This window comes from Aminobacter sp. NyZ550 (assembly GCF_025628925.2).
In the GTDB taxonomy this organism is placed as follows: Bacteria; Pseudomonadota; Alphaproteobacteria; order Rhizobiales; family Rhizobiaceae; genus Aminobacter; species Aminobacter ciceronei.
Map to the genome: position 1 here is coordinate 1,059,524 of NZ_CP114190.1, position 22,618 is coordinate 1,082,141.

A 22,618-nucleotide genomic window follows, 5' to 3' on the forward strand; every position below is an offset into this window, starting at 1 on the left:
TAGGACAACGAGTGATCAGGGACGAAGTTCGGCCCGTATTGGTGACGGAGCAGGGCGTCTATGACCTCGCGCTGGTGGCACGCCTTACGGGTAAGGACGCACAGGCCTGGGACAAGTGGATTTCAGCCGGCGTGGCGGGCATGCTCGACCGCTGGCTGGACGTGGCGCCGGCTTTGGCGGCTCTCGCCGAGAACGTTGCCGCTGCAGGTCCAAAATATGAGCCGCTGGGAACGGGAACGCAGCTTTGCGAGCCCTATCGCCCGATCCGCATTTTCGCCACTGCGTCCAACTATGTCGAGCATGCCCAGGAGATGGGCACGGTGCTGGCCGCCAAGTCGGAAAGCCAGCCCTATGTCTTCATGAAGGCGGATTCGAGCGTCATCGGTCCCGATGCGGCGGTGATCCTGCCGGAGCGGGCGCAGAAGGTCGATTGGGAGGTCGAGCTGGCGGCAGTCATTGGCATCGGCGGCCGCGACATTCCGGTCGAGAAGGCACTCGAGCATGTCGCTGCCTATTCGGTCATCAACGACATCACCTCGCGCGATCTCACGCGCCGCTCCGATTTCCCCTTCAAATTCGACTGGTTCCGGGGCAAGAGCTTCGACACGTTCGCCCCGCTCGGTCCGTGGCTCGTGCCGGCCGCCTGCATCGGCGATCCGCAGAGCCTGCGCCTGACGCTGGACGTGAACGGAACGCGCAAGCAGGACGACAGTACCGGTTCGATGATTTTTTCCGTCGCCGAGCAGATCTCCTATCTGTCGTCGATCCTGACGCTTCGGCCGGGCGACCTGATCGCCACCGGCACGCCTGACGGCGTCGGCATGGGAACCGGCGAGTTCCTCAATTGCGGGGACATCGTCACGGCTGCCGTAGAGAAGGTCGGCGCCATAACAAATCCGATCCGGTCCATGCCGGTCGGGTAAGAAGCATCCAAAAAACCAGGCCCAACACTGAGGAGGACAGTATGGCAATGAGTTTCGGGAAAGCACTGCGCGGGCTCGCGCTGGCAGGTGCCGTTGCAAGCATGACGGCCGCCGCCTCGGCGGCCGAGAAGGTCGCATTCAACATGTCGTGGCTGCCGCAAGGCAGCGTCGGTGGCATCCTGGTCGCCAAGGCCAAGGGTTTTTATGACGAGGCTGGCCTCGACGTCACCGTCTACCAGGGTTATGGCGGCCAGCGCACCGTCAACGAGATCGACCAGGGCCTGTTCGACATCGGCTATGGCGATCCTGTCTCGGTCATTCTCAACCGCGCCAATGGCGGCAAGGCCGTTTTCGTCGGCTCGATCAACACGGTGTGGCCGGGCGCGCTCTGCTACCTGACCAAGGACGGCGAGGGCGAAAAGAAGCTCGCCGACTTCGCCGGCAAGTCGGTCGGCGGCGGCGCCACATCGCCGGTGCAGAACATCGTGCCGAACTGGCTCGTCGACAATGGCCTGCCCAAGGATCACCTCAAGCTGCTGCGCATGAACCCGGCCGTCATCACCTCGTCCTTCCTGGAAGGCAAGGTCGATCTCGCCGAGTGCTGGGAAGGCGCCAGCCTGCCGATCCTGACAGAGAATGCCGGCGAGAGTGGCAAGAAGATCGGCATGATCAAGTATCGCGACTTCGGTCTCGACATGTATGGCAGCGGCTTCGTCACCACCGAGCAGATGCTGGCCGAGAAGCCCGAGGTCGTCGACAAGTTCCTCGACGCTTCCTATCGCGGCTACGAGTTCCTCGCGCAGAACCCGGATGAGTCCGCCGACCTGATCGTCAAGCAGTATCCGACGCTCGAAAAGAGCATCGTGCTGGAACAGATCAAGCAGATCAACGCGCTGGTCCGCGATCCGAATGCCGAGAACAAGGACCTGGGTTTCGTCCGTGCCGACCGCATGGAAAAGACCATGGGCTTCGTGCGTGAAGCTTTCGTCGTCGACGACAGCATCAAGACCGACGACCTCTACCGCAACATCAGCCGCTGAGGGCTGACTTCACTCCTGGATGAGGACCATGAAGAAGAAGATCAACGTCAGGAAACTGGGCCACATGGTCCTGATGGTTCGTGACATCCACAAGTCCGTCGACTTCTACACCAATGTCGTCGGACTGGAGGTCTCGGACTGGATCGAGGACAAGATGGTGTTCCTGCGTGCAGGCGCCGACCATCACGACCTCGCTTTGTCGCAGATCCCGGCTGACTCGCCCGATCGCGACGACCTGCCGAAGTATTCGAGGCCCGGCCTCGAGCACTTCTCCTATCTGGTCGACAGCCTCGAGGACATGGAGGCGGCGGCAGAAATGCTGCAGGAGCGCGGCGTGGAAATCGTCCGCGGCATCGGCAAGCACGGGCCGGGCGCCAACTGCTTCCTCGTGTTCAAGGATCCCGACGGCAACAACTGCGAGATCTATTGCGACATGATCCAGGTCACCGAAGACAACCCGCATGTCGCCCAGGTCTGGGCGCGCAATATCGACGCCTTCGACCAGTGGCATTTCAAGCGCTTCCTTGTCCCGCCGCCCCACCAGGTGGTGAAGGACAAGCTGGGCGAGTAGGCCGAGGACCTGCAAGCCACCGAGACGAGGGGCGCCGGCCATGCTGGCGCCCTTGCTCAAAGAGCGCACCGGACGATCCGGATGCGACACACAGATTTGCCGGGGCTGCTGCCTGCGAGGCCCACCCCCGGACGCCTATCAGGAGGAGCCAATATGTCAGGCGTTAGTCCAAGGCTTGTCGCATACGCGCAAGTCGTCTCGTTTTTCGGAGCGTTCCTGCTCTTCTGGGAATACGGCGTTCGCTATTTCGAAGTGAAAAGCTACATCCTGCCGCCGATCTCGGCGATCGCGGTGGCGATCTGGGAGTCACGCGACCAGATCTTCGAACACTCCATGTACACGCTGGCAGAAGTGCTGATCGGCTTCATCGCCGCTGTCGTCGTCGGCATCATCATCGGCATGATCGTCTATGTCTCGCCCTTCGCCCAGCGTACCATCTACCCGCTGGTGACGGCGCTCCAGACCACACCGAAGAGCGCGCTGGCGCCGCTGATGATCGTCTGGTTCGGCTACGGCTTCATCTCCAAGGTGGCGATGGCCTTCCTGTTCGCCTTCTTCCCGATCGTGGTCGCCACACTCGGCGGCTTCGCCGGCACCGCCAAGAACCTGGAGGAGCATTTCCGCGCCTTGAATGCCGGCCCGTGGACGACCTTCACGACGCTGCGCCTGCCGAGTGCGCTGCCGGCTTTCATCGACGGCTGTCGCGTGGCCATGCCGCTGGCGATGATCGGCGCCATCATCGGCGAGCTCGTCGGCTCCGACCGCGGCCTCGGCAACCTCATCATGCTGGGCACCGCTTCGTCGCGCACCGACCTCGTCTTCGGATGCATCATCGTCATCACGCTGATCTCGCTGGTGCTCTATGCGGCCATCGAATTCGCAGCCAAGTCCGTCTGGTGGCGGGGTATCCAGGTATGAATATCGCAGTTCGGGAGGACACCATGTCGGCTACGGCGACCATCGAGGCTCACAAGGGCAGCGCGCAGCCGGCCCCACAACCGGCCGCCCAGCCTCTGGCCAACCACATCGAAGCCAAGGGGCTGAACAAGCACTTCGGCAAGGTCGCGGCACTCGAAGACATCAATTTCGGCATCCGCAACCAGGAATTCGTCTCGGTGCTCGGGCCGAGCGGCTGCGGCAAGAGCACGCTTTTGCGCATCATCGCCGGACTGATCCCCTATGAGAGCGGCTCGGCGACTGTCAGGGGCGAGGCGATCCACTCGCCGCGACCTGATATCGGCGTGGTCTTTCAGACCAACAACATGCTGCCCTGGCTCACCGTGCGCAAGAATGTCGAGCTCGGCGCCCGCATCCGCAAGATGCCGGTGGAAGCCCGCGAGCAGGCGGTCGACAAGGTGCTGGAGGTTTTGTCGCTCTCCAAATTCGCTGACGCCCATCCGCACCAGCTGTCAGGCGGCATGCGCCAGCGCGCCTCGATCGGCCAGGCGCTGGTGCTCGATCCGCCGATCCTGCTCATGGACGAGCCCTTCGGTGCGCTCGACGCGCTGACCCGCGACAAGCTCAATGTCGAGCTGCTGCGCATCTGGCAGGAGCACCGCAAGACCGTGATGCTGATCACCCACAGCATCGCCGAGGCCGTGTTCCTGTCCGATCGCGTGCTTGTCATGGCCGATCGGCCGGGCAAGATCATCGAAGAGGTGGTGATCGACCTGCCGCGTCCGCGCGACGCCGCCGCCACCCGCGCACTGCCGCAGTTCGGCGAATATGTCGCTTATCTCGGCAAGATCATGGGCGTGACGAAGTAGTCACTTCGTCGGACACCGACAGCATTTCGATCGCATTCTGGCGGCTGCCACTGGCTGGCGGCCGCTTTTTTTAACTGGAGTTTCCGGGGAAACCGCATGACTGAACTGACGCTTGCCATGGCCAGCACCATCATCGCTGCAGCCTTCGAAAAGGGCGCCGCGGCGAAGATGAAGCCCCTGACAATTGCCGTGCTCGACGCCGGTGGGCATCTGAAGGCCTTCCAGAAACAGGACGGCGCCTCGATGCTGCGCTACGAGATCGCCGCGGGCAAGGCCTATGGCGCGCTGGCGGTCGGCATGGGGTCGCGCTGGCTCGACCAGACCGCCAGGGAGCGCCCGCACTTCGTCGAGGGGCTCAATGCCGTCTCCGGCGGCGTCACTGGTGACACGTCGGACAATGACGAACTCGTGGCCGTTGCTGGGATTGAGGCGGCAGGTCTCAGGCATCAGGTCGAGTGATGGTCTGAACGAGCCATCGAAGGCGACGGCGAGGCGGTTCGTCATAGCCGCCGGCAAGGTCGCCGATTCTGCCAAGTGTCTTCAACGTTAGTTCCGGCGCAGCCTCTCCGGCGATTTGCCGGAGAGGCTGTTGCGGTTCAGCTGTGGGCTGTCAGGCTGCGCGACGCTGGCTCTGAGGTGGCGAAGTCTCGGCAAGCGCGAACTGCGCGATCAACTGGCGCAGCCGGGCGGCCTCGCCGGCAAGCGTCACGCTGGCGGCGGTGGTCTCCTCGACCATGGCGGCGTTCTGCTGGGTGACCTGGTCAATCTGGTTGACCGCGGTGTTGACCTCGCCGAGGCCGGTCGACTGCTCGTGCACCGAGGTGGCGATCGCGTCCATGTGCTGGTTGATGGTCACGACATAGGTCTCGATGGTCTTCAGTGCCTCGCCGGTTTGCCGCACCAGCTTGACCCCTGCCTCGATCTCGACGCTCGAATGGTGGATCAGGTCCTTGATTTCCCTGGCCGCCTTGGCCGAGCGTTGCGCCAGTTCGCGCACCTCATGGGCGACGACGGCAAAGCCCCTGCCGGCATCGCCAGCCCGCGCCGCCTCGACGCCGGCGTTGAGCGCCAGAAGGTTGGTCTGGAAGGCGATCTCGTCGATGACGCCGATGATGTTGGAGATCTGGCCGGAGGCTTCTTCTATCCGGCCCATGGCTTCGACCGCGTTCCCCACCACCGCTCCCGACTGGGCGGCGCTGGTGTTGGCCCGCATCGCCACCGCACGCGCCTCGTCGGCCCGCTTGGCGGAGTTTGAGACATTGACGGTGATCTCGTCGAGCGCGGCAGCTGTCTCTTCGAGCGAGGCCGCCTGCTGTTCGGTGCGGCGCGACAGGTCGTCGGCGCTGACGCTGATCTCACGGGTTCCGTTGTCGATCGATCCGGCAGACAGGGTGATGGCCGACAACGTGCCGCCGAGCTGGCCGATCGCGGCGTTGAGATCATGGCGCAGCGGCTCGAAATCCGGCGCGAAGGCTTGCTCGAGCTGGAACGACAGGTCGCCCGAGGCAAGCCGCCGCAGACCGGCCGCAAGCCCTGAGGTCGCCTGATCCAGTCGCGCCTGGGCGGCGGCTTCCGCTTCCTCGGTCAGGCGGATGCGGTCGCTCTCGGCCCGCGCCCGCGCGGCTTGCGCTTCCTCTTCCATGCGCCGGTTGGCAATCGCCGCCTGGCGGAACACCTCGACGGCTCCGGCCATTTCGCCGATCTCGTCGTGGCGCCCGGAATAGGGAACGCCTGTCACTGTGTCGCCTGAGGCCAGCCGGCGCATTGCTTCCTGCATACGCTTGAGCGGGGTCGTGACGCCGCCGACCACCAGCCAGACCGAGAAGGCAACGATGGCCAAGGAGACGACGGCGAGCGCACCCATCCACAGGACGATGGTAGACTTCAGCTCGTTTGCGGCGGCAAATTCCTCCTGTGCAACGCGTAGCTGGAGGGAAACCAGGTCGCTGATGGGCGTAGCAAGCGGATCGATCGTCGGATAGAGCCGCTCGACGACAAAGCTATCGAGCGATGCCTGGTCCTTTCGCGCGATGATGTCGACCAGCGTGTCGACCGCATTTTTCGAGCTCTCGCGAAGCCCGGCGAAACCGTCGGCCAGTGCCTTTTCATCCGGCGTCATGACTGTGGACGCATATGCCGTCCAGGATCGGTCAATGGCTTCAACGGCGACGCGCAGTGCTTTTTCGCCCTCCGCCCAGTCGAGCGCGCCGCTCCTGACCTTGTGGGCGGTGTCGACGATGTTGACGGCATACATGTCCGCGACGGTCTTCAGATGGGTCATCGGCTCGACGCGATCGACGACAATGGTGCGGGTGCGCTCCGACACGGATTGCAGCGCCAAAAAGGCTGTGCCGCCTGAAATCAGCAACAAAACGGCGAGAAGGGCGATACTGGCAATGAGCTTTAATCTAATCGTCATGACGGGGTTCCGGCTCGATTTGATATGGCTCAGTACCGCGCCGCAGATTGCAACTTTATTAAAATGCAATGTATCGGCACCACGAAATTCTCTATCGTAATGCGGGAATGATTTCGAAATTCCGCAACCAGAGCGATTTGAAAAGAATTCGTGGTTTCTATTTCATGTTAATACTTTGATTTTACAAAATAGATCAGTGTTGATCCACGTCAGCCTACCGAGGTGCGACATGCAGCGACGAAGGCAGGCAAAGAACAATCGTCTGACGACACGCCATGTGAGCGGGCGTTGTTGCCGGGTTTACGTCGTCAGACTTGGCTTTCAGGGCTTTGGCGACTGACGGATCGAGCGATGTCTCGGGTCGATCTTCCGGAGCGGGTCGGAGATTCCGGCGATGTTCGGTGAACGCCTCGGACGCTCTCCATATCAAGCGGGTCCAAGCACTGCTGGCCGACAAGAAGGTGGGGCTTGGGCGCCTATCCGGTGGCTGGGCCGACGTGCGAGCAGGCTGGTCGACACAGCCATTGGTCCGATTGTCGGCTGCTCATGGCTGGCGTGTGCGGTCTGTTGGCAAAAATAACAAAGATTGTCGACAATATGGTTGACATGCGTGTTGCGACTTCGTAGCTTTTGGCACGCAGGCGGCAATCGGCAAGGCAGTGGAGGTGCAGCCGGTTGATGCGGCGAGCAGATTGGCGGCCCCGAGCCGTCGTCGCTTCATGAAAAGATCCCCGCCAAAGGGGGCTGGGGCAAAACGAAGTGGTGGAGAACTCACATGTTCAGGAAGCTGACCCTCGCGGCAAGCCGCGGGCTTTTCGACGCCTTGCCATGCGAAGCCCCTCAAAAGGATCTCCGCGCTGACATCGCGCAGTTCACCGAGAACAAGCCGCAGCACCGGCTGACGCAGTCCGCCCAGTAAACACCCACGTGGAGCCGGCGCAGCAGGCGCTCCGGCTCCGTCCACCCCGCGAGGCTTCACATGCTGGTCTTCACAATAAGCCGCATTGCCAATGCCATCATGGTCATGCTGGCGGTTGCCATGCTCGCCTTCCTGATCTTCCGTCTCGCCGGCGACCCGGTCGAGCTCATGGTCACCGAGCAGACGACGCAGGCGGACCGTGATGCCATTCGCGAACGGCTGGGTCTCAACGACGGCGTCGTCACCCAGTTCGCGCGCTTCGTCGCGAATGCCGCACAGGGCGATTTCGGTATCTCTTACCGCAATGGCCAGGACGTGCTGACCCTCATCGGAGAACGCTTCCCGGCGACGTTGGAGCTGGTTCTGCTGGCAACGCTGATCTCGCTGGTCGTCGGCCTGCCGCTCGGCGTGCTGACCGCGATCAAGCGGGGGCGATGGTACACGGAGTCGCTGCAATTCCTGTCGATCGTCGGCGTGTCGCTGCCGAGCTTTGTCGTGGGCATTCTCCTCATCTTGGTGTTTTCTGTCATCCTTGGCGTATCACCGTCCTTCGGCCGCGGCGAGGTCGTGCAACTGGGATGGTGGTCGACCGGCCTGCTGACGCCGTCGGGACGCGCGGCGCTGATCCTGCCGGCAGTGTCGCTGTCGCTCTACCAGATCACGCTGATCATGCGCCTCGTCCGCGCCGAGATGCTGGAAGTGCTGCGCTCCGACTATGTCAAGTTCGCCCGCGCCCGCGGCATTCCGCGCTGGCGCATCTATTTCCGCCACGCGCTGCGCAACTGCCTGATGCCTGTGGTGACGATGACCGCGATGAACATCGGCTCGCTGATCGCCTTTGCGCTCATCACCGAGACCGTCTTCCAATGGCCGGGCATGGGCATGCTGTTCATCCAGGCGGTGACCTTCCTCGATATCCCCGTCATGGCCGCCTATCTCTGCATCATCTCATTCATCTTCGTCGCGCTGAACACGCTGGTCGACATCACCTATGCCGTGATCGATCCGCGCCTGCGTGCCTCGCACTGACAGCTGGAGTCCAGTCGATGACGACAGACATTACCAAAACCGGCGCTGCCGCCCGTCCCGGCCTGCTGAAGCGCATCCGCAACAGCGATGTCTGGTGGTCCTTCACCCGGAGCAAGTCGGCGATGATCGCCGCCGTGATCCTGGTCGTGCTGGTGCTGGCTGCCGTGTTTGCGCCGCTGATCGCACCGCAGAACCCTTATGATGCTGCCCAACTCGACATGTGGAAGGCCGAGCTTCCGCCGATCTGGGAGCCAACGGGTGAGTGGCCTTACCTGCTCGGCACCGACACGCAAGGGCGCGACATGCTGTCGGCCATTCTCTACGGCACGCGCATCTCCATCGTCATCGGTCTTTGCTCGGTCGTGCTGTCGTTGCTGATCGGCATGACTGCGGGCCTGTGCGCCGGCTTCTTTGGTGGTGTCGTCGACAATCTCCTGATGCGCTTCGGCGACATCACCTTGTCGATCCCGACCATCCTGATCGCTATCCTTGTGTCGACCGTCGTGCGTCAGATGTTGCCGGACAACCTGCGCGAGATTGGTGCTGCGGCCGTGCTGGTGTTCGCGATCGCGCTGTCGTCCTGGGTGCAATATGCGCGCACCGTGCGTGCGCAGACCATTGTCGAGCGCAACAAGGAGTATGTTCAGGCGGCTCGCCTGCTCAAGGTGCCCGCCCGTCGTATCCTGGCGCATCACATCCTGCCCAACACGCTGACGCCGGTACTGGTCGCCGCCACGCTGAACTTCGGCATGGCAATCCTGACCGAAGCGACGCTGTCGTTTCTCGGCATCGGCATGCCGCCCGGCCAGCCGTCGCTCGGAACGCTGATCCGTATCGGCAACCAGTTCCTGTTCTCCGGTTCGTGGTGGATCGTGCTCTTTCCGGTGATCCAGCTCTGCCTGCTCGTCGTCGTCGTCAACATTCTGGGTGACTGGCTGCGCGACCTGCTCAATCCGAAACTGAGGTAAGCGTGATGACCAACCTGTTGCTCCGCAACGTCCGTCCTTATGGCGGTGCGAATTCCGACCTGCTGATCCGCAACGGGCGGATCGCCGGCATTGGCCGCTTCGAGGCCGAGCCGGGCATGCCGGTCGAGGATGGCAAGGGCGCCATCGCCATTCCGGGCCTGATCGACGCGCACACCCATCTCGACAAGACCACCTGGGGTATGCCCTGGCACGAGAACAATCGCCGCGCCGTGCTGCGCGAGCGCATCGATTTCGAACGCGAGCACCGCATCGAGATCGGCATCGACCCACATCGCCAGTCGATGCGCCATGCCATCGGCCTCGCCGCCCATGGCGCCACCCATATCCGCAGCCATGTCGACATCGATCCGGTCCACAAGCTGGGTCTCGTCGACGGCATCATGGAAACCCGTGAGAAGCTGAAGGGCGTCATCGACATCGAGATCGTCGCCTTCCCGCAGTCCGGCCTGATGGTCATGCCCGGCACGCTGGAACTGCTCGACGAAGCGCTGAGCCAGGGCTGCGAGGTCCTCGGCGGCATCGATCCCTGTGGCATCGACCGCGACCCCAAGGGCCAGCTCGACGCGATCTTCGCGCTCGCGCTGAAGCACCAGTGCCCGATCGACATCCACCTCCATGAGGCAGGAGATCTCGGCGCCTTCACCATGGAACTGATGTTCGAGCGCATCCGCGTCAACGGCATGCAGGGCAAGGTTGCGATCAGCCACGCCTTTGCACTCGGCATGAACGACTATCTGCGCGTCGGCCAGCTGATCGAACAGATCGCCGAACTCGACGTGGCGATCCTGACCACGGGTGCGCCGTCGGCCACCGTGCCGTCGATCATGCGCCTCAAGCAGGCAGGCGTCCGCGTCGGCGCCGGCTGCGACGGCATCCGCGACACCTGGGGCCCCTGGGGCCAGCCCGACATGCTCGACCGCGCCAAGGTGGTCGGCATGAAGAACGGCCTGCGCTCGGACATCGAGCTGGCGCATGTGTTGCACGTCGTCTCGCAGGGCGGCGCGGATGTCATGCGCATCGAGGGCTACGGCCTCGCCGAAGGCTGCAACGCAGACCTGACCCTGCTGACCGGCGAGACGCTGGCCCACGCCGTGGTCGATGTCGCGCCGCGCCCGCTGGTCGTCAAGGGCGGTCGCGTCACCGCGCGCAACGGCCAGGCCACGGTGGAAATGCCATGACGAGACAGGTTCTCGACACGCTCGAACTCGGCAAGCGTCCCGAAGGGCGCACGCTCATCACCGCCGCCTGGGTGCTCGGTCACCGCGATGGTGGCCACCGGCTGATCCCCAATGGCCAGGTCGTCATCGGCGGTGGCGAGGTGATCTATGTCGGTACCGATTTTGCCGGCGAGGTCGCCCGCCGCATCGATTTCGGCAATGCACTTGTCAGCCCCGGCCTCATCGATCTCGATGCGCTGTCGGATCTCGACACGACCACCCTGGGCATCGACCACCATCCGGGTTGGGCCAAGGGCCGTGTCTGGCCGCGCCACTACGTCGAAGCCGGCCCCTACGAGATGTATTCGCAGGAGGAGTTGGCCTTCCAGAAGCGTTTTGCCTTCGGCCAGCTGCTGCTGAACGGTATCACCACGGCTGCGCCCATCGCCTCGCTGTTCTATCGCGAGTGGGGCGAGACGGTTGCCGAGTTCGACGCGGCGGCCGATGCGGCCGGAGAGCTTGGCCTGCGCGTCTATCTCAGCCCGGCCTATCGCGCCGGCGGCATGGTGCTTGAAGAACCGGGCCGCATGGAAGCGGTGTTCGACGAGAAGCGCGGCCTCGCCGGACTGCGCGACGCCGTCGACTTCATCGGGCGGCAGAACGGTCGCCATGGCGACCTGGTGCGCGGCCTGCTGGCGCCGGACCGTGTCGAGACCTGCACCGAGGAGCTGCTGCGCCAGACGCAAGCCGCGGCTGCAGAACTCGGTTGCAAGATCCGCCTGCACATGGCGCAGGGCTCGATGGAAGTCGACACCGTGCGCAAGCTGCATGGTGCGACAGCACCTGTCTGGCTGGCACGCGCCGGTCTGCTCAACGACCGTCTGATCGCGCCGCATGCCACCAACGCCACCGAGGAAGACCTCGGTCTCTATGCCGAGAACGGTGTGTCGATCGTGCATTGCCCGCTGGTTTCGGCCCGTGGCGGCAGCACGCTCAACTCGTTCTCCAAGTGCAAGGAAAGTGGCATCAACATCGCGATGGGCACCGACACGACGCCTGCCGACATGCTGATGAACCTGCTTGTCGGCCTGATCGCCTGCCGCATCAACGACCGGGCTCCGGACCGTGTCCGGAGTGCCGATCTGTTCGACGCAGCGACACTCGGCGGCGCCAAGGCGCTGGGCCGCGACGACCTCGGCAAGCTGATGTCAGGCGCGCGCGCCGACATCGCCGTGTTTGGCCTCGACGACGCGGTCATGGCGCCGTCTATCGATCCGATCACCACGCTGGTAACCGGCGGATCGGGCAAGGTCACCCAGGCCGTGTTCGTCGACGGGCGCCTGTCGATGCGCTTCGGCGAGGTTGCCGGCATCGACATGAAGGCCGCGCGCCAGCTTGCGCAGCGCCAGTTCGACGGTCTCATCGCCAAGTATCCGGAACGCAGCTGGGGCAACCCGCCTGTTTCGGAGATCTTCCCGCCCAGCTATCCGATAGAGGTCAACGACAATGGCTGAAGCCGAGAAGGCAGTGCTTGAAGTACGCAACCTCAAGGTCGAGTTTCCCGGCCGCCGCGGGGTTGCCACCGCGCTCTCCGACGTGAACCTGTCGATCCGACCCGGCGAGATCCTCGGCGTCGTCGGCGAGTCCGGTGCCGGCAAGTCGATGACGGGCCTGGCGATCCAGGGCCTGCTCGAGCGGCCGGGCCGCATCGCCGAAGGCGAGATATGGCTTGGCGATCGCCGCATCGACCAGCTCAACGACCGCGAGATGGAGACGATCCGCGGCCGCGAGATCGGTGCGATCTTCCAGGACCCGCTGACTTCGCTCAACCCGTTGTTCACCGTCGGTGCACAGCTGACCGAAACCATCCGTCAGCATCTCGGCATGGGCAAGGCCGAGGCCAGGGCACGGGCGATCTCGCTGCTCAAGGATGTCGGCATTCCTTCGCCGGAGGATCGCTTCGGCCAGTATCCGCACCAGTTTTCGGGCGGCATGCGACAGCGCGTGGTGATTGCGCTTGCGCTGGCCGCCTCGCCCAAGCTGATCATCGCCGATGAGCCGACCACCGCGCTCGACGTGTCCATCCAGGCGCAGATTACCTCGCTGCTGCGCAAGTTGTGCAAGGAGAAGCAGACGGCGGTGATGCTGGTGACGCACGACATGGGCGTCATTGCCGAGACCGCCGACCGCATTGCGGTGATGTATGCCGGTCGCCTCGTCGAGATCGGACCTGTCGCCGAGGTGCTGCATGCGCCCAAGCACCCCTACACGCGGGGGCTGATGGCTTCGATCCCCGCACTCGGCGCGCGCGTCAAGCAGCTGAATCAGATCGACGGCTCGATGCCGCGGCTCGATGCCATTCCCGATGGCTGCGCCTTCAACCCGCGCTGCAAGGACGCCGGGCCACGCTGCTCGCGTGAACGGCCGGGTCTTGTGACTGCGGGCAACGGGGCAAGCGCTTGCTGGATAAATGCAGGAGGAACCGCATGACCGCGATGACTTCACACAAGACCTCGGCGCTGAGCGTCAACGGGCTGGTCAAGACGTTCGACGTGTCGGCGCCGTGGCTGAACCGCGTGGTCGAGCGCAAGCCGCGCCAGTACCTGCAGGCGGTCAACGACATCAGCTTCGAGGTGCCGTTGGGCGGTTGCCTCAGCCTGGTCGGCGAAAGCGGTTGCGGCAAGTCGACGGTCGCCCGCCTGGTGACGGGCCTCTACCGGGCCAATGGCGGCGAGATGCGCTTCGCTCCCGGCGAGGACGGCAAGCCGCTGGCGGCCCAGATGATCTTCCAGGACCCCTACGCCTCGCTCAACCCGCGCTGGCGGGTGAAGAACATCATCGCCGAGCCGATCCGCGAGCTCAAGCTCAGGAACACGGCGGCGGAGATCGAAGAGCGCGTGGTGGAGCTGTTGATGACCGTCGGCCTATCGGCGTCGGACGGCGACAAGTTCCCGCACGAATTCTCCGGCGGCCAGCGCCAGCGTATCTCGATCGCGCGTGCGCTTGCCGGCGAGCCGCGCTTTCTGGTCTGCGACGAGCCGACATCGGCACTCGACGTCTCGGTGCAGGCGCAGGTGCTGAACCTCATGCGCAAGTTGCAGGACGAATTCGGCCTGACCTATTTGTTCATCAGCCACGACATGAGCGTGGTCAGGCACATGTCCGACCGCATTGCGGTCATGTATCTCGGCCGCATCGTCGAAGAGGGGGAGACGGAGGCACTGTTTGCCAAGCCGCGCCATCCCTACACGCAGCTGCTGCTCGAGACGATCCCGAACGTCAAGGATCCGCACCGGGATCGCGTCGTTGCAGGTGGCGAGGTGCCAAGCCCGCTCAAGCCACCGTCGGGCTGTCCGTTCCATCCGCGATGCCCGATGGCCACCGCGCGCTGCTCGTCCGAGCTCCCGGCGGTGCGCACGCTCGCGGGTGGAACGCGCGTGGCATGTCACCTCGTGACCGATGAATGACGATGAGGGATGCGGTTTACGCCAAGGCGGCCTTGAGGTCATGCGACATGTCGCGGACCTCCCTGAGGTCCAGCTCGGACTCGACATGGTCGAGATGATGTTGCATCAGCCGAGAGGCCTTTTCGACATCGCCGGCGGCAATGGCCTCGACGATTTCGTCATGTTCGTCCGGCCCGCAATTGAAGCGCGCGGTGTTGCGATACACGGCGGTGATCAGCGAGGTGCGCGAGATCAGGTCGCGCATCATGCCGAAGAGGAAGTCCGATCCGGAGAGCTCGGCGAGCAGGAGGTGAAAGCCACCGGACAGCTTGATGATGTCGGTGGTGGCGTCGTTGGCGTTTGCGACCCTTTCGCGCGCGACATGGCTGCGCAACCTGACGACGTCGGCCTTCGACCGCGACGTGCAGATACGCTCGATGACGCAGCGCTCAACCGATCGGCGCACGAAGAACACCTCCCGGGCCTCGTCGACGGATGGCTGGCACACGAAAGCGCCGCGATTGGGGATGATGGTGACAAGCCCTTCGCGCTCGAGCGCGGTCAATGCCTGGCGAATGCGCGCGCGGCTGACGTCGAAGATTTCGGCCAGTTGGCCTTCCTTGAGCTGGACGCCCGGACGCAGCCGCCGCTCGGCAATAGAAAGCCATACTTTTTCGACGATCTGCTGTGTCGAAACGCTTGCTTGTTCGGTCATGAAGCGCTGCCTCCTGCGATGGCCGACATTCGTCATGGACACTTAAAAGTCAACATTCCAATAAATTACCCGAACCCCACTTTGCGGACAATCCAGCATAAAATTGTGTACCAGGCGGTTCGGGTTTGAGAGGGCATATGGAGTTCGATTTCACAAGGCTGGAGATGGAAAGCCGCTATCGCCTGCTGACCAATTTCATTGGTCCGCGGCCGATTGCGCTCGTCACCACCCGCACGGCCACGGGGCGCAGCAATGCAGCCCCGATGAGCTTCTTCAACGTATTCTCGCATGAGCCGCCGATCGTCGTGCTGGGTATCCAGCCGCGTCTTTCCGGCGAGGACAAGGACACGGTGGTCAATATCAGGCGGAGCGGCGAGTTCGTGGTCAATATGGTCGACATGGCCCTGTCGCAGCAGATGCTCGTCTGCGGCCTGGGCTTCGAAAGCGATGTCGACGAACTTGAAATGGCAGGGCTGCCCACCGCTCGCGGCGCCCAGATCGACGTCGACTACGTGACCAACGCACCATGCGCATTCGAATGCCGCGTCGAGCGGCTGATCGAATATCCACGCCGCCTGCTCGTGCTGGGGGAAGTCGTGCACATGCATGTGCGCCGCGACTGCCTCGACGAGGCGGGACGGTATGTAAACCCCGAAGTCTACCAGCCGATCGCCCGGCTTCACGCAGACAACTACATCACCTCCGACCGCCAGTTCGTGCTGAAGGCACCGACGATCGCGGATGTGCTCAAGGCAAACGAACGCGGCGAGTAGGATCCAGCAAAGTGCATATCCGCCTGATCAATCCAAATTCGACCGCTTCCATGACCAACCAGGCGCTGGAAAGCGCGCTGCGTGTTGCCAATGCGGCGACGCATGTGAGCGCCGTCAACCCGACCAGGACGCCGGTCAGCATCGAAGGCAGCGCCGACGAGGCGCTGGCGGTGCCGGACATGCTGTCGGAAATCCGCAAGGGCGAGCGCGAGGGCGTCGACGCCTATGTGATCGCCTGCTTCGACGATCCGGGCCTGCATGCCGCCCGCGAAGTCGCCAAGGGGCCGGTCATCGGCATCTGCCAGGCAGCCGTGCAGGTGGCGATGACCATCAGCCGCCGCTTCTCCGTCGTCACCACGCTGCCGCGTTCGGTGCCGATCATCGAGGACATTGTCCAGGCCTACGGCGCCGGACATCATTGCCGCGCCGTGCATGCCATCGACCTGCCGGTGCTCGGGCTCGAGGAAGACCCTGAGACGGCCGAGCGGCTGCTGGTCGAGACGATCGAGCGGGCAAAGCTGTACGATCGCGCCGAGGCGATCATCCTCGGCTGCGCCGGCATGTCGAGCCTGTGCGATCGTCTGGCCAAGGCAACGGGCGTGCCGGTCATCGACGGCGTCACCGCCGCGCTGAAGATCGCAGAGGCGCTTGTCGGCGCCGGCTATGTCACGTCGAAGGTCAACGCCTATGATTTCCCGCGCCAGAAGGGACCGGCGCCTGCCGATGTCGATCTGCAGTTGAGAGCGGCGAACAGCTAGTACCGGAAACGACAAAGGGGCCGCCAGGCCCCTTTTGCGTTTGGCGGAGGATGGCTGCCTGCTTCGGCAGGCGGCCATGGATGCCTGCTTACAGAACCGGTGGCGCCGGTGGCACCACCGCTTCCTCGAAGGTGCGATAGAGCTTGCCCCAGGCGGGGTCGTGCATGTGTGCCTTAAGGCCTGCCCGTTCGACAAGAGCCTGCGCCTCGCGCTCGCCGAAATCGAGCGCCTGTTCCATGTCGGTGGTCAGCACCTTGCCGCCTTCCATCAGGATCTTGCCGTCGACGATGACGGTGTCGACGTCGCTGCCGAGAACCTGCTGGACCAGCCGGTGAACGACCATCCAGTTCGGCGTCAGATGCGGCTGGCGCATGTTGATGATGGCGATATCGGCCTTCTTGCCGACCTCCAGCGAGCCGATCTCGTGGTCCATGCCGAGTGCTCTCGCGGCGTCGATGGTGATCATCTCGAACATCTTGCCCGGCGGCAGCAAATAGCGGTCGTGATTGTGCAGCAGGTGCTGCGTGTACTGGGCAAGCCGCGCCATTTGGAACATGTCGAAGTGGCGGCTCGGCGAGACGCCATCGGAGGTGACGGCAACCGGCACACCCTTGGAGATCATGTCGAGGATCGGCGTCGAGCGGCCGGGTGGGGCGTGCGTGACGAAGGTGCCGGTCTCGGCAAGAATGTCGACCTCTTCATGTGATATGCCCCAGCAGTGCTGCAGGTGGACGTCGGGTCCGAGGATGGCGTTTTCCTTGTCCTGGAAGGCCATGCGGATCTGGCCGGCGAAGGCGTCGGAGTGGATACGAACGCCCCATTTGCGGGCGGTTTCGCGCACGCGGCGGGCCTGCATGCGGTCATTGTCGGTGAGCTTGACCGCCCGGTCCGGTGTGCTGGCGTTGGACGGATCGAGCGACGGCACGATGGTGAAGGGCGTCAGGAACACCTTGATGCGTCCATCGGCGCTGCCGTTCAGCTGCTGGATCGTTGCCTCTGCGCCCTCGATCATCTGCTCGAAGGAGATGTGTCGGCGTTCCGGCTTGCCGCTTTCCCAGCGTGTGACCGGATGCGGCCAGGGCAGGCCGGCCGGGCCGACGCAGATGATCTCGCGCAGGCCGATCTCGCCGTAGGCCTTGGCATGGTTGCTGGCAAAGACCGGATCGTCGCTACGCGGCATCGACGCGATGATGCTGACACCTGTCGTGACGCCGGCGCGCAGGCGCTCGAGGCCCGATACCAGGCCGTCGGCATACCAATAGTCGCGCGTCATGTAGTGGTAGTAGGTCGGGGTGACGATCTGCATCCACATCGAGTTTGTGTCTGCTGCGATGCTGCGGATCAGCACGTGTCCGGCATGGCCGTGGGCGTCGATGAGACCGGGGATGATCAGCTTGCCACGGCAGTCGACAGCCTTCTTGTCCTGATGCCGTGGTTCGAGCTCGCTCGCCGAACCAATGTCGACAATCCTGTCATCCCTGATCGCGATTGCGCCGTCTTCGATGATGCGTCGATCGGGGTCGACGGTGACGATGGTTCCGTGCAGCAACAGCAGATCGCTCATGCGGTTTTTCCTCCATTTCCGCTGGCCGCCGGCCTTCTGGCAGCCCCGTCGGCTGGCTCGACGCCGCATGGCGTCAGCGTCACCCGACGTAATTTTGCTACCGATTCAGCGAAATTGCGTCAACAAGATTGTTGACAATCCTGTCGATCAGATCGATGGTGGGTTCCAGTAAGCGCGATCCTTGGGAGGTAAAATGTCTCGCTTTAAGAAACTCATTCTCGGTGCCGTTGCAGCAATCGCCATCGCGGCACCGGCCAGTGCCGAAACCCTGCGTTGGGGCGGCCGCGCCGATATCTATTCGCTCGATCCTGATTCGATCGCGTCGACGTTCAACTTGTCGTTCCTCAACCACATCTATGAGGGCCTGGTTCGCTACGACGCCAACTTCAAGATCGAGCCGGCGCTGGCGACCAAGTGGGAGCTGATCGACAACAAGGTCTGGCGCTTCACCCTGCGCCAGGGCGTCAAGTTCCACAACGGTGCCGACTTCACCGCGGACGACGTGATCGCCTCGCTCAACCGCGTCACCGATCCGGCCTCGCCGCTACGCGGCAACATCCCGCTCTACGTCAGCAGCAAGAAGGTCGATGACCACACGGTCGACATCGAGGTCTCGGCGCCGACGTCGCTGTTCCTCAACGACATGACGAACATCTTCATGTTCAGCGGCAAGTGGCTGAAGGACAACAACACGGAGAAGCCGACCGCCGTCGACACCAAGACGGAAGGCTTCGCCACCCACAACACCAACGGCACGGGCCCCTTCAAGCTCGAAAGCCGCGTCGCCGACAGCAAGACCGTGCTGCTGGTCAACGATCTCTGGTGGGATGAGAAGAAGCACAATCTCGACCGCATCGAATACATGCCGATCGCCTCGCCGGCGACCCGTGTCGCAGCACTGCTGTCGGGCGAAGTCGACCTCGTCGACTCCGCGCCGATCCAGGATTTGCCGCGTCTCGAAAGCACGCCCGGCCTGACGGTGCTGAAGAAGCAGGAGTTCCGCACGGTCTTCCTCGGCTTCAACCGCAAGGAGAAGCTGGAAGACGGTCGTCCCAGCCCGTTTAACGACGTGCGTGTACGTCAGGCCGTCGAGGCTGCGATCGACCGCGACCTGATCAACGCCAAGGTGATGCGCGGCCTCGCCCGGCCGTCCGGCTCGCTGATCGCGCCTGAGATCGCAGGCTATGCCAAGTCGCTCGACACCTACAGCAAGGCCGATCCGGAACGCGCCAAGGCGCTGCTCAAGGAAGCCGGCCAGGAAGGCCTGAAGTTCACCTACATGTGCTCCAACGACGAGAGCATCAACGAGGAGGACTTCTGCGCCGGCATCGCCAATATGCTGAAGCGCGCCGGCTTCGACGTCTCGATCGACATTGCGCCGCGCGCCGTCCAATCGCCGAAGCGCACGCAGGGCAAGGCCGACATGTTCAACCTGAGCTGGGCCAACGAGCCGACGCTCGACGCCTACTCGATCCTAGCCCAAGTGCTGTCGACCAAGAACGACAAGGTCGGCGTCTCGAACTATGGCGGATGGTCGTATCCGGAGCTGGACAAGCTGGTTGCGCAGGCCGTGCAGGAACCTGATGTCGCCAAGCGCCTGGCGCTGGAAGAAGCAGCCCTCAAGATCGCCAAGGACGACACGATCCTCGTTCCGCTGCACCAGCAGCCGATCGCCTGGGCGACGCAGGCCAAGGTCAAGAGCGTCGACTTCCGCTCGGACAACAAGCCGCGCCACTGGCTGACGCAGATGGCCGGCGACTAAGCCCAGCCAAACCGTAACTCCCAAGAAGACCTGGGCGCTTCATCCTGAAAGGTGAAGCGCCCTTTCTTTGGCAGCGCCCGCTCGCCGGCAGGCGCGACGACTTCAGATTGGATTGGCGATGACACGTCCCGAAGAGCTGACCCTTGGCCAGCGGCCGGCCGGCCGTACCCTCATGACCGCCGACTGGCTGCTTGCCTATGACGGCGAAGGGCATCGCCTGGTGCCGCGCGGAGAGCTGGTGGTCGAAGGGGGCGAGGTCATCTTCGCCGGCCGCCGCTTCGATGGCGAGGTGGCGAGACGCATCGACTTCGGCGCAGCCCTGATCAGCCCCGGCCTGATCGACCTCGATGCGCTGTCCGACATCGACACCTATGTGCTCGTCCACGACAACCAGCCTGGATGGGCCAAGGGCCGCATCTGGCCGCGCTCCTATGTCGAGCGTGGACCCTACGAGATGTATTCGCCCGAGGAATTGGCCTTCCAGAAGAAGTTCGCCTTCGGCCTGTCCTTGCTCAACGGCGTCACGTCGGCAGCTCCTATTGCCTCGCTCTACTATCGCGAATGGGGCGAGACGGCAGCCGAATTCGATGCGGCAGCGGACGCGGCCGGTGACCTCGGTCTTCGCGTGTTTCTCAGCCCCGCCTACCGCTCGGGCGGCATGGTGCTGGAGGCGCCGGGCAAGATCGTGCCTGACTTCGACGAGGCACGAGGGCTGGCCGGTCTCGACGATGCGATAGCCTTCATCGAGCGCCAGCACGGCCGGTATGGCGGGCTGGTCAACGGCATGCTCGCGCCCGACCGGGTCGAGACCTGCACGCTCGAAGTCCTGCAGCGGACGATGGCTGCGGCGCGTGATCTCGATTGCCGGGTGCGGCTGCATATGGCCCAGGGCAAGCTCGAGCTCGACACCATGCACAAGCTGCATGGCGTGTCTGGGCCGCGCTGGATGGGCGATCATGGCCTGTTGAGCGAGCGACTGATCACCCCGCACGGCACCCATGCCTCGCTCGACGACCTGAAGCTCTATGCCGAAAACGGCGTCTCCATCGCGCACTCGCCACTGGTGTCGGCGCGCATGGGCAGCACGCTGAACTCCTTCGCCTCCTGCCGGAAGCTCGGCATCAACATCGGCATGGCAACCGACACGGCACCGCAGGACATCCTGATGAACCTGCTGATGGGACTTGTCGGATGCCGGATCAGCGAGAAGGCATCCGACGCCGTTCTCAGCAAGGATCTCTACGATGCCGCCACGCTGGGCGGCGCCAAGGCGCTGGGCCGAACCGATATCGGTCGGCTTGCCGCCGGCACCAAGGCCGACATCGCGATCTTCCGCCTCGACGACCCCTACATGACGCCAACTGTCGATCCGATCACCACACTGGTTCTCGGCGGCTCGGGCAAGGTCACGCAGGCGGTGTTCGTCGACGGACGCCTGTCGATGTTCGAGGGCAAGCTCGCAGGTTTCGATATACGTGCCGCCCGCGAACGCGCCCAGCAGCAGTTCGAAGGGCTGATCGCCAAGTATCCCGACAGAAGCTTTGAGCATCCGCCGGTGTCGGAGATCTTCGCGCCGAGCTATCCAATCCTGAATTGAGCAGGACGGGGCAGTCGGCTGATGCCCGCGCCAGGCGGCTTGCGAATTGTGCTGATCAGCCTTGGATGATGGCGTTGGTCGCGCTGGCGCGCAGGCCCAGCATGGCAGACATCCAGTCGACAAGTTCCTTGACCGGGCCGGTCTGCTCCCAGGAGTAAATGGAGACGGCAATCGGTGGTTCGGTGCCGAACGGCGCGTAAGTCTTGACCCGTCTTCCGGGGGTGGTTGCGACGGGTAGCAGGGTGATGCCAAAGCCAGCCTCGACAGCCACAAGAATGTTCAGAAGGCTGCTGCTCGAGAAGGCGACATACCAGCGGCGGCGTTCCCGTTCGATGCGCTCGAACATCTGGTCGCGGTACAGGCCGCCCGGTGAGAAGACCACCAGCGGCATTGGGTCCGGCCAGTCGCGATCGGAATCGACCGCCTCGAGCCACGCCATGGGCTCGGGGAAGGACGCGCGCGCATCCGCGCTCGGGGCGGGCTCCTTGACCACGGCGATGTCGAACTCGCCATCCCGGTAGCGCCGGGTCAGGTCGCGGCTCAGCCCTGATGTCACGTCCATCCTGATCTCGCGGCGTCCTTGCGCGAACTCCCGGAACAAGGCCGCCATCGGGCCGTCGAAGATGTCTTCTGCCAATCCAATGCGAATGGCCGTCAAGCCTGCAGGATCGCCCAGCGCGGCCTGAGCCTCCTGCTGAAGCGTGAGGATGCGGCGGGCATAGCCTTGCAGGCGCTCGCCCGAGGCGGTGGCGCTGATCGGTCTTGCTTCCCGATCAATCAGCGCATGGCCAACAGTCTCCTCCAGCCTGGCGAGCTGCTGGCTGATCGTCGATTGCGTCAGGTGCAGCTGCTCTGCGGCACGGGTGAAGCTGCCCGTGTCGAGGATGCCGATGAAGGCGCGGAGAAGGCGGGGATCGAGCACGTGCTGCCCATTCTCTTCGAATTGAATTTCCGAATGGATATCATCCATCTATTTAATTTTCAAATGCTCTAATTTGAAGCTACTGAGAATTGCTGACTGCTAACGCCTTAGCCATCTCGGACAGATTGGACTGCATGACCAGAGCACGCTCCGACACAGGTCATTTCCGGGTTCGCGCCACGCCTGCCCGCCGTGTCCCTAAGACCACTGCCGAGACCGTAAGCCGATCGTAGCGCAAACCCCTGACCGACGTGCGGCCGGAGGAGGC

21 protein-coding genes are annotated in these 22,618 nt (G+C 63.6%); 17 read left to right on the top strand and 4 right to left on the bottom strand.

The features are described from left to right. Positions 1–11 precede the first annotated feature (11 nt). From N7E70_RS05240 to N7E70_RS05265, 6 genes are all read left to right on the top strand, one after another. Positions 12–923: a fumarylacetoacetate hydrolase family protein gene (locus N7E70_RS05240; protein ID WP_246787021.1), complete on the top strand. Its 912-nt coding sequence runs from the start codon at positions 12–14 to the stop codon at positions 921–923. A gap of 47 nt (positions 924–970) precedes the next feature. Beyond that, positions 971–1,963 (top strand): ABC transporter substrate-binding protein, encoded by a 993-nt coding sequence (locus tag N7E70_RS05245; RefSeq protein WP_263005716.1) that lies wholly within the window; start codon positions 971–973, stop codon positions 1,961–1,963. A gap of 28 nt (positions 1,964–1,991) precedes the next feature. Further along, a complete protein-coding gene (locus tag N7E70_RS05250) occupies positions 1,992–2,534 on the top strand; it encodes a VOC family protein (RefSeq protein ID WP_208993677.1) in 543 nt (180 codons plus the stop codon). 153 nt (positions 2,535–2,687) lie between these two features. Next, positions 2,688–3,452 (top strand): ABC transporter permease, encoded by a 765-nt coding sequence (locus N7E70_RS05255; RefSeq protein ID WP_263005717.1) that lies wholly within the window; start codon positions 2,688–2,690, stop codon positions 3,450–3,452. 23 nt (positions 3,453–3,475) lie between these two features. Continuing rightward, positions 3,476–4,300, top strand: coding sequence for an ABC transporter ATP-binding protein (locus tag N7E70_RS05260; protein WP_263005718.1), 825 nt, complete (start codon positions 3,476–3,478; stop codon positions 4,298–4,300). A 96-nt stretch (positions 4,301–4,396) separates the two neighbouring features. Further along, entirely contained in the window at positions 4,397–4,759 is a 363-nt protein-coding gene (locus N7E70_RS05265; RefSeq protein WP_263005719.1) for a GlcG/HbpS family heme-binding protein, read from the top strand. A gap of 151 nt (positions 4,760–4,910) precedes the next feature. Here N7E70_RS05265 and N7E70_RS05270 read toward each other — a convergent pair whose 3' ends face one another. Then, the gene (locus N7E70_RS05270; protein WP_331461884.1) at positions 4,911–6,788 is read right to left on the bottom strand and encodes a methyl-accepting chemotaxis protein; all 1,878 of its coding nucleotides are present in this window, start codon (positions 6,786–6,788) and stop codon (positions 4,911–4,913) included. Positions 6,789–7,494: 706 nt separating this feature from the next. On the opposite strand from N7E70_RS05270, the gene N7E70_RS05275 reads away from it, so the two are divergent. The 7 genes from N7E70_RS05275 to N7E70_RS05305 are packed head-to-tail and all read left to right on the top strand — an operon-like array spanning position 7,495 to position 14,280. Beyond that, on the top strand, positions 7,495–7,638 hold the full coding sequence (locus tag N7E70_RS05275; RefSeq protein ID WP_263005721.1) for a hypothetical protein: 144 nt from the start codon (positions 7,495–7,497) through the stop codon (positions 7,636–7,638). A gap of 60 nt (positions 7,639–7,698) precedes the next feature. Next, positions 7,699–8,667: an ABC transporter permease gene (locus N7E70_RS05280; RefSeq protein ID WP_263005722.1), complete on the top strand. Its 969-nt coding sequence runs from the start codon at positions 7,699–7,701 to the stop codon at positions 8,665–8,667. A 17-nt stretch (positions 8,668–8,684) separates the two neighbouring features. Beyond that, on the top strand, positions 8,685–9,635 hold the full coding sequence (locus N7E70_RS05285) for an ABC transporter permease (protein WP_263005723.1): 951 nt from the start codon (positions 8,685–8,687) through the stop codon (positions 9,633–9,635). A gap of 5 nt (positions 9,636–9,640) precedes the next feature. Then, positions 9,641–10,834 (top strand): amidohydrolase family protein, encoded by a 1,194-nt coding sequence (locus N7E70_RS05290; protein WP_263005724.1) that lies wholly within the window; start codon positions 9,641–9,643, stop codon positions 10,832–10,834. Beyond that, on the top strand, positions 10,831–12,327 hold the full coding sequence (locus tag N7E70_RS05295) for an amidohydrolase family protein (RefSeq protein ID WP_263005725.1): 1,497 nt from the start codon (positions 10,831–10,833) through the stop codon (positions 12,325–12,327). Before N7E70_RS05290 ends, N7E70_RS05295 begins: the two co-directional genes overlap by 4 nt. Further along, positions 12,320–13,303 (top strand): ABC transporter ATP-binding protein, encoded by a 984-nt coding sequence (locus N7E70_RS05300; RefSeq protein ID WP_263005726.1) that lies wholly within the window; start codon positions 12,320–12,322, stop codon positions 13,301–13,303. Before N7E70_RS05295 ends, N7E70_RS05300 begins: the two co-directional genes overlap by 8 nt. Next, a complete protein-coding gene (locus N7E70_RS05305) occupies positions 13,300–14,280 on the top strand; it encodes an ABC transporter ATP-binding protein (protein ID WP_263005727.1) in 981 nt (326 codons plus the stop codon). Before N7E70_RS05300 ends, N7E70_RS05305 begins: the two co-directional genes overlap by 4 nt. A 16-nt stretch (positions 14,281–14,296) precedes the next feature. Here N7E70_RS05305 and N7E70_RS05310 read toward each other — a convergent pair whose 3' ends face one another. Further along, the gene (locus N7E70_RS05310) at positions 14,297–14,974 is read right to left on the bottom strand and encodes a GntR family transcriptional regulator (RefSeq protein WP_192313353.1); all 678 of its coding nucleotides are present in this window, start codon (positions 14,972–14,974) and stop codon (positions 14,297–14,299) included. A 137-nt stretch (positions 14,975–15,111) separates the two neighbouring features. On the opposite strand from N7E70_RS05310, the gene N7E70_RS05315 reads away from it, so the two are divergent. Both N7E70_RS05315 and N7E70_RS05320 read left to right on the top strand, forming a co-directional pair. Beyond that, a complete protein-coding gene (locus N7E70_RS05315; protein ID WP_192313355.1) occupies positions 15,112–15,747 on the top strand; it encodes a flavin reductase family protein in 636 nt (211 codons plus the stop codon). Positions 15,748–15,758: 11 nt separating this feature from the next. Continuing rightward, a complete protein-coding gene (locus N7E70_RS05320; RefSeq protein ID WP_263005728.1) occupies positions 15,759–16,505 on the top strand; it encodes an aspartate/glutamate racemase family protein in 747 nt (248 codons plus the stop codon). Between the two features lie 88 nt (positions 16,506–16,593). On the opposite strand, the gene N7E70_RS05325 is transcribed toward N7E70_RS05320, so the two are convergent. Beyond that, the gene (locus tag N7E70_RS05325; RefSeq protein WP_263005738.1) at positions 16,594–18,069 is read right to left on the bottom strand and encodes an amidohydrolase family protein; all 1,476 of its coding nucleotides are present in this window, start codon (positions 18,067–18,069) and stop codon (positions 16,594–16,596) included. Between the two features lie 193 nt (positions 18,070–18,262). Here N7E70_RS05325 and N7E70_RS05330 point away from each other — a divergent pair, with 193 nt between their 5' ends. Further along, positions 18,263–19,831, top strand: coding sequence for an ABC transporter substrate-binding protein (locus N7E70_RS05330; protein ID WP_263005740.1), 1,569 nt, complete (start codon positions 18,263–18,265; stop codon positions 19,829–19,831). Positions 19,832–19,949: 118 nt separating this feature from the next. Further along, positions 19,950–21,428 carry an amidohydrolase family protein gene (locus N7E70_RS05335; protein ID WP_263005741.1) on the top strand — a complete coding sequence of 493 codons (1,479 nt, stop codon included), beginning with the start codon at positions 19,950–19,952 and terminating at the stop codon, positions 21,426–21,428. A gap of 55 nt (positions 21,429–21,483) precedes the next feature. Here N7E70_RS05335 and N7E70_RS05340 read toward each other — a convergent pair whose 3' ends face one another. Beyond that, positions 21,484–22,398: a LysR family transcriptional regulator gene (locus N7E70_RS05340; protein ID WP_263005742.1), complete on the bottom strand. Its 915-nt coding sequence runs from the start codon at positions 22,396–22,398 to the stop codon at positions 21,484–21,486. Positions 22,399–22,618: the final 220 nt, after the last annotated feature.

Bases quoted from the DNA above. Each gene is read 5' to 3' on its own strand.
- N7E70_RS05275 (WP_263005721.1), top strand. From the start codon at position 7,495: ATGTTCAGGAAGCTGACCCTCGCGGCAAGCCGCGGGCTTTTCGACGCC.
- N7E70_RS05305 (WP_263005727.1), top strand. From the start codon at position 13,300: ATGACCGCGATGACTTCACACAAGACCTCGGCGCTGAGCGTCAACGGG.
- N7E70_RS05290 (WP_263005724.1), top strand. From the start codon at position 9,641: ATGACCAACCTGTTGCTCCGCAACGTCCGTCCTTATGGCGGTGCGAAT.
- N7E70_RS05295 (WP_263005725.1), top strand. From the start codon at position 10,831: ATGACGAGACAGGTTCTCGACACGCTCGAACTCGGCAAGCGTCCCGAA.
- N7E70_RS05335 (WP_263005741.1), top strand. From the start codon at position 19,950: ATGACACGTCCCGAAGAGCTGACCCTTGGCCAGCGGCCGGCCGGCCGT.
- N7E70_RS05245 (WP_263005716.1), top strand. From the start codon at position 971: ATGAGTTTCGGGAAAGCACTGCGCGGGCTCGCGCTGGCAGGTGCCGTT.
- N7E70_RS05300 (WP_263005726.1), top strand. From the start codon at position 12,320: ATGGCTGAAGCCGAGAAGGCAGTGCTTGAAGTACGCAACCTCAAGGTC.
- N7E70_RS05340 (WP_263005742.1), bottom strand. From the start codon at position 22,398: ATGGATGATATCCATTCGGAAATTCAATTCGAAGAGAATGGGCAGCAC.
- N7E70_RS05250 (WP_208993677.1), top strand. From the start codon at position 1,992: ATGAAGAAGAAGATCAACGTCAGGAAACTGGGCCACATGGTCCTGATG.
- N7E70_RS05285 (WP_263005723.1), top strand. From the start codon at position 8,685: ATGACGACAGACATTACCAAAACCGGCGCTGCCGCCCGTCCCGGCCTG.
- N7E70_RS05280 (WP_263005722.1), top strand. From the start codon at position 7,699: ATGCTGGTCTTCACAATAAGCCGCATTGCCAATGCCATCATGGTCATG.
- N7E70_RS05330 (WP_263005740.1), top strand. From the start codon at position 18,263: ATGTCTCGCTTTAAGAAACTCATTCTCGGTGCCGTTGCAGCAATCGCC.
- N7E70_RS05310 (WP_192313353.1), bottom strand. From the start codon at position 14,974: ATGACCGAACAAGCAAGCGTTTCGACACAGCAGATCGTCGAAAAAGTA.
- N7E70_RS05325 (WP_263005738.1), bottom strand. From the start codon at position 18,069: ATGAGCGATCTGCTGTTGCTGCACGGAACCATCGTCACCGTCGACCCC.
- N7E70_RS05260 (WP_263005718.1), top strand. From the start codon at position 3,476: ATGTCGGCTACGGCGACCATCGAGGCTCACAAGGGCAGCGCGCAGCCG.
- N7E70_RS05315 (WP_192313355.1), top strand. From the start codon at position 15,112: ATGGAGTTCGATTTCACAAGGCTGGAGATGGAAAGCCGCTATCGCCTG.
- N7E70_RS05255 (WP_263005717.1), top strand. From the start codon at position 2,688: ATGTCAGGCGTTAGTCCAAGGCTTGTCGCATACGCGCAAGTCGTCTCG.
- N7E70_RS05265 (WP_263005719.1), top strand. From the start codon at position 4,397: ATGACTGAACTGACGCTTGCCATGGCCAGCACCATCATCGCTGCAGCC.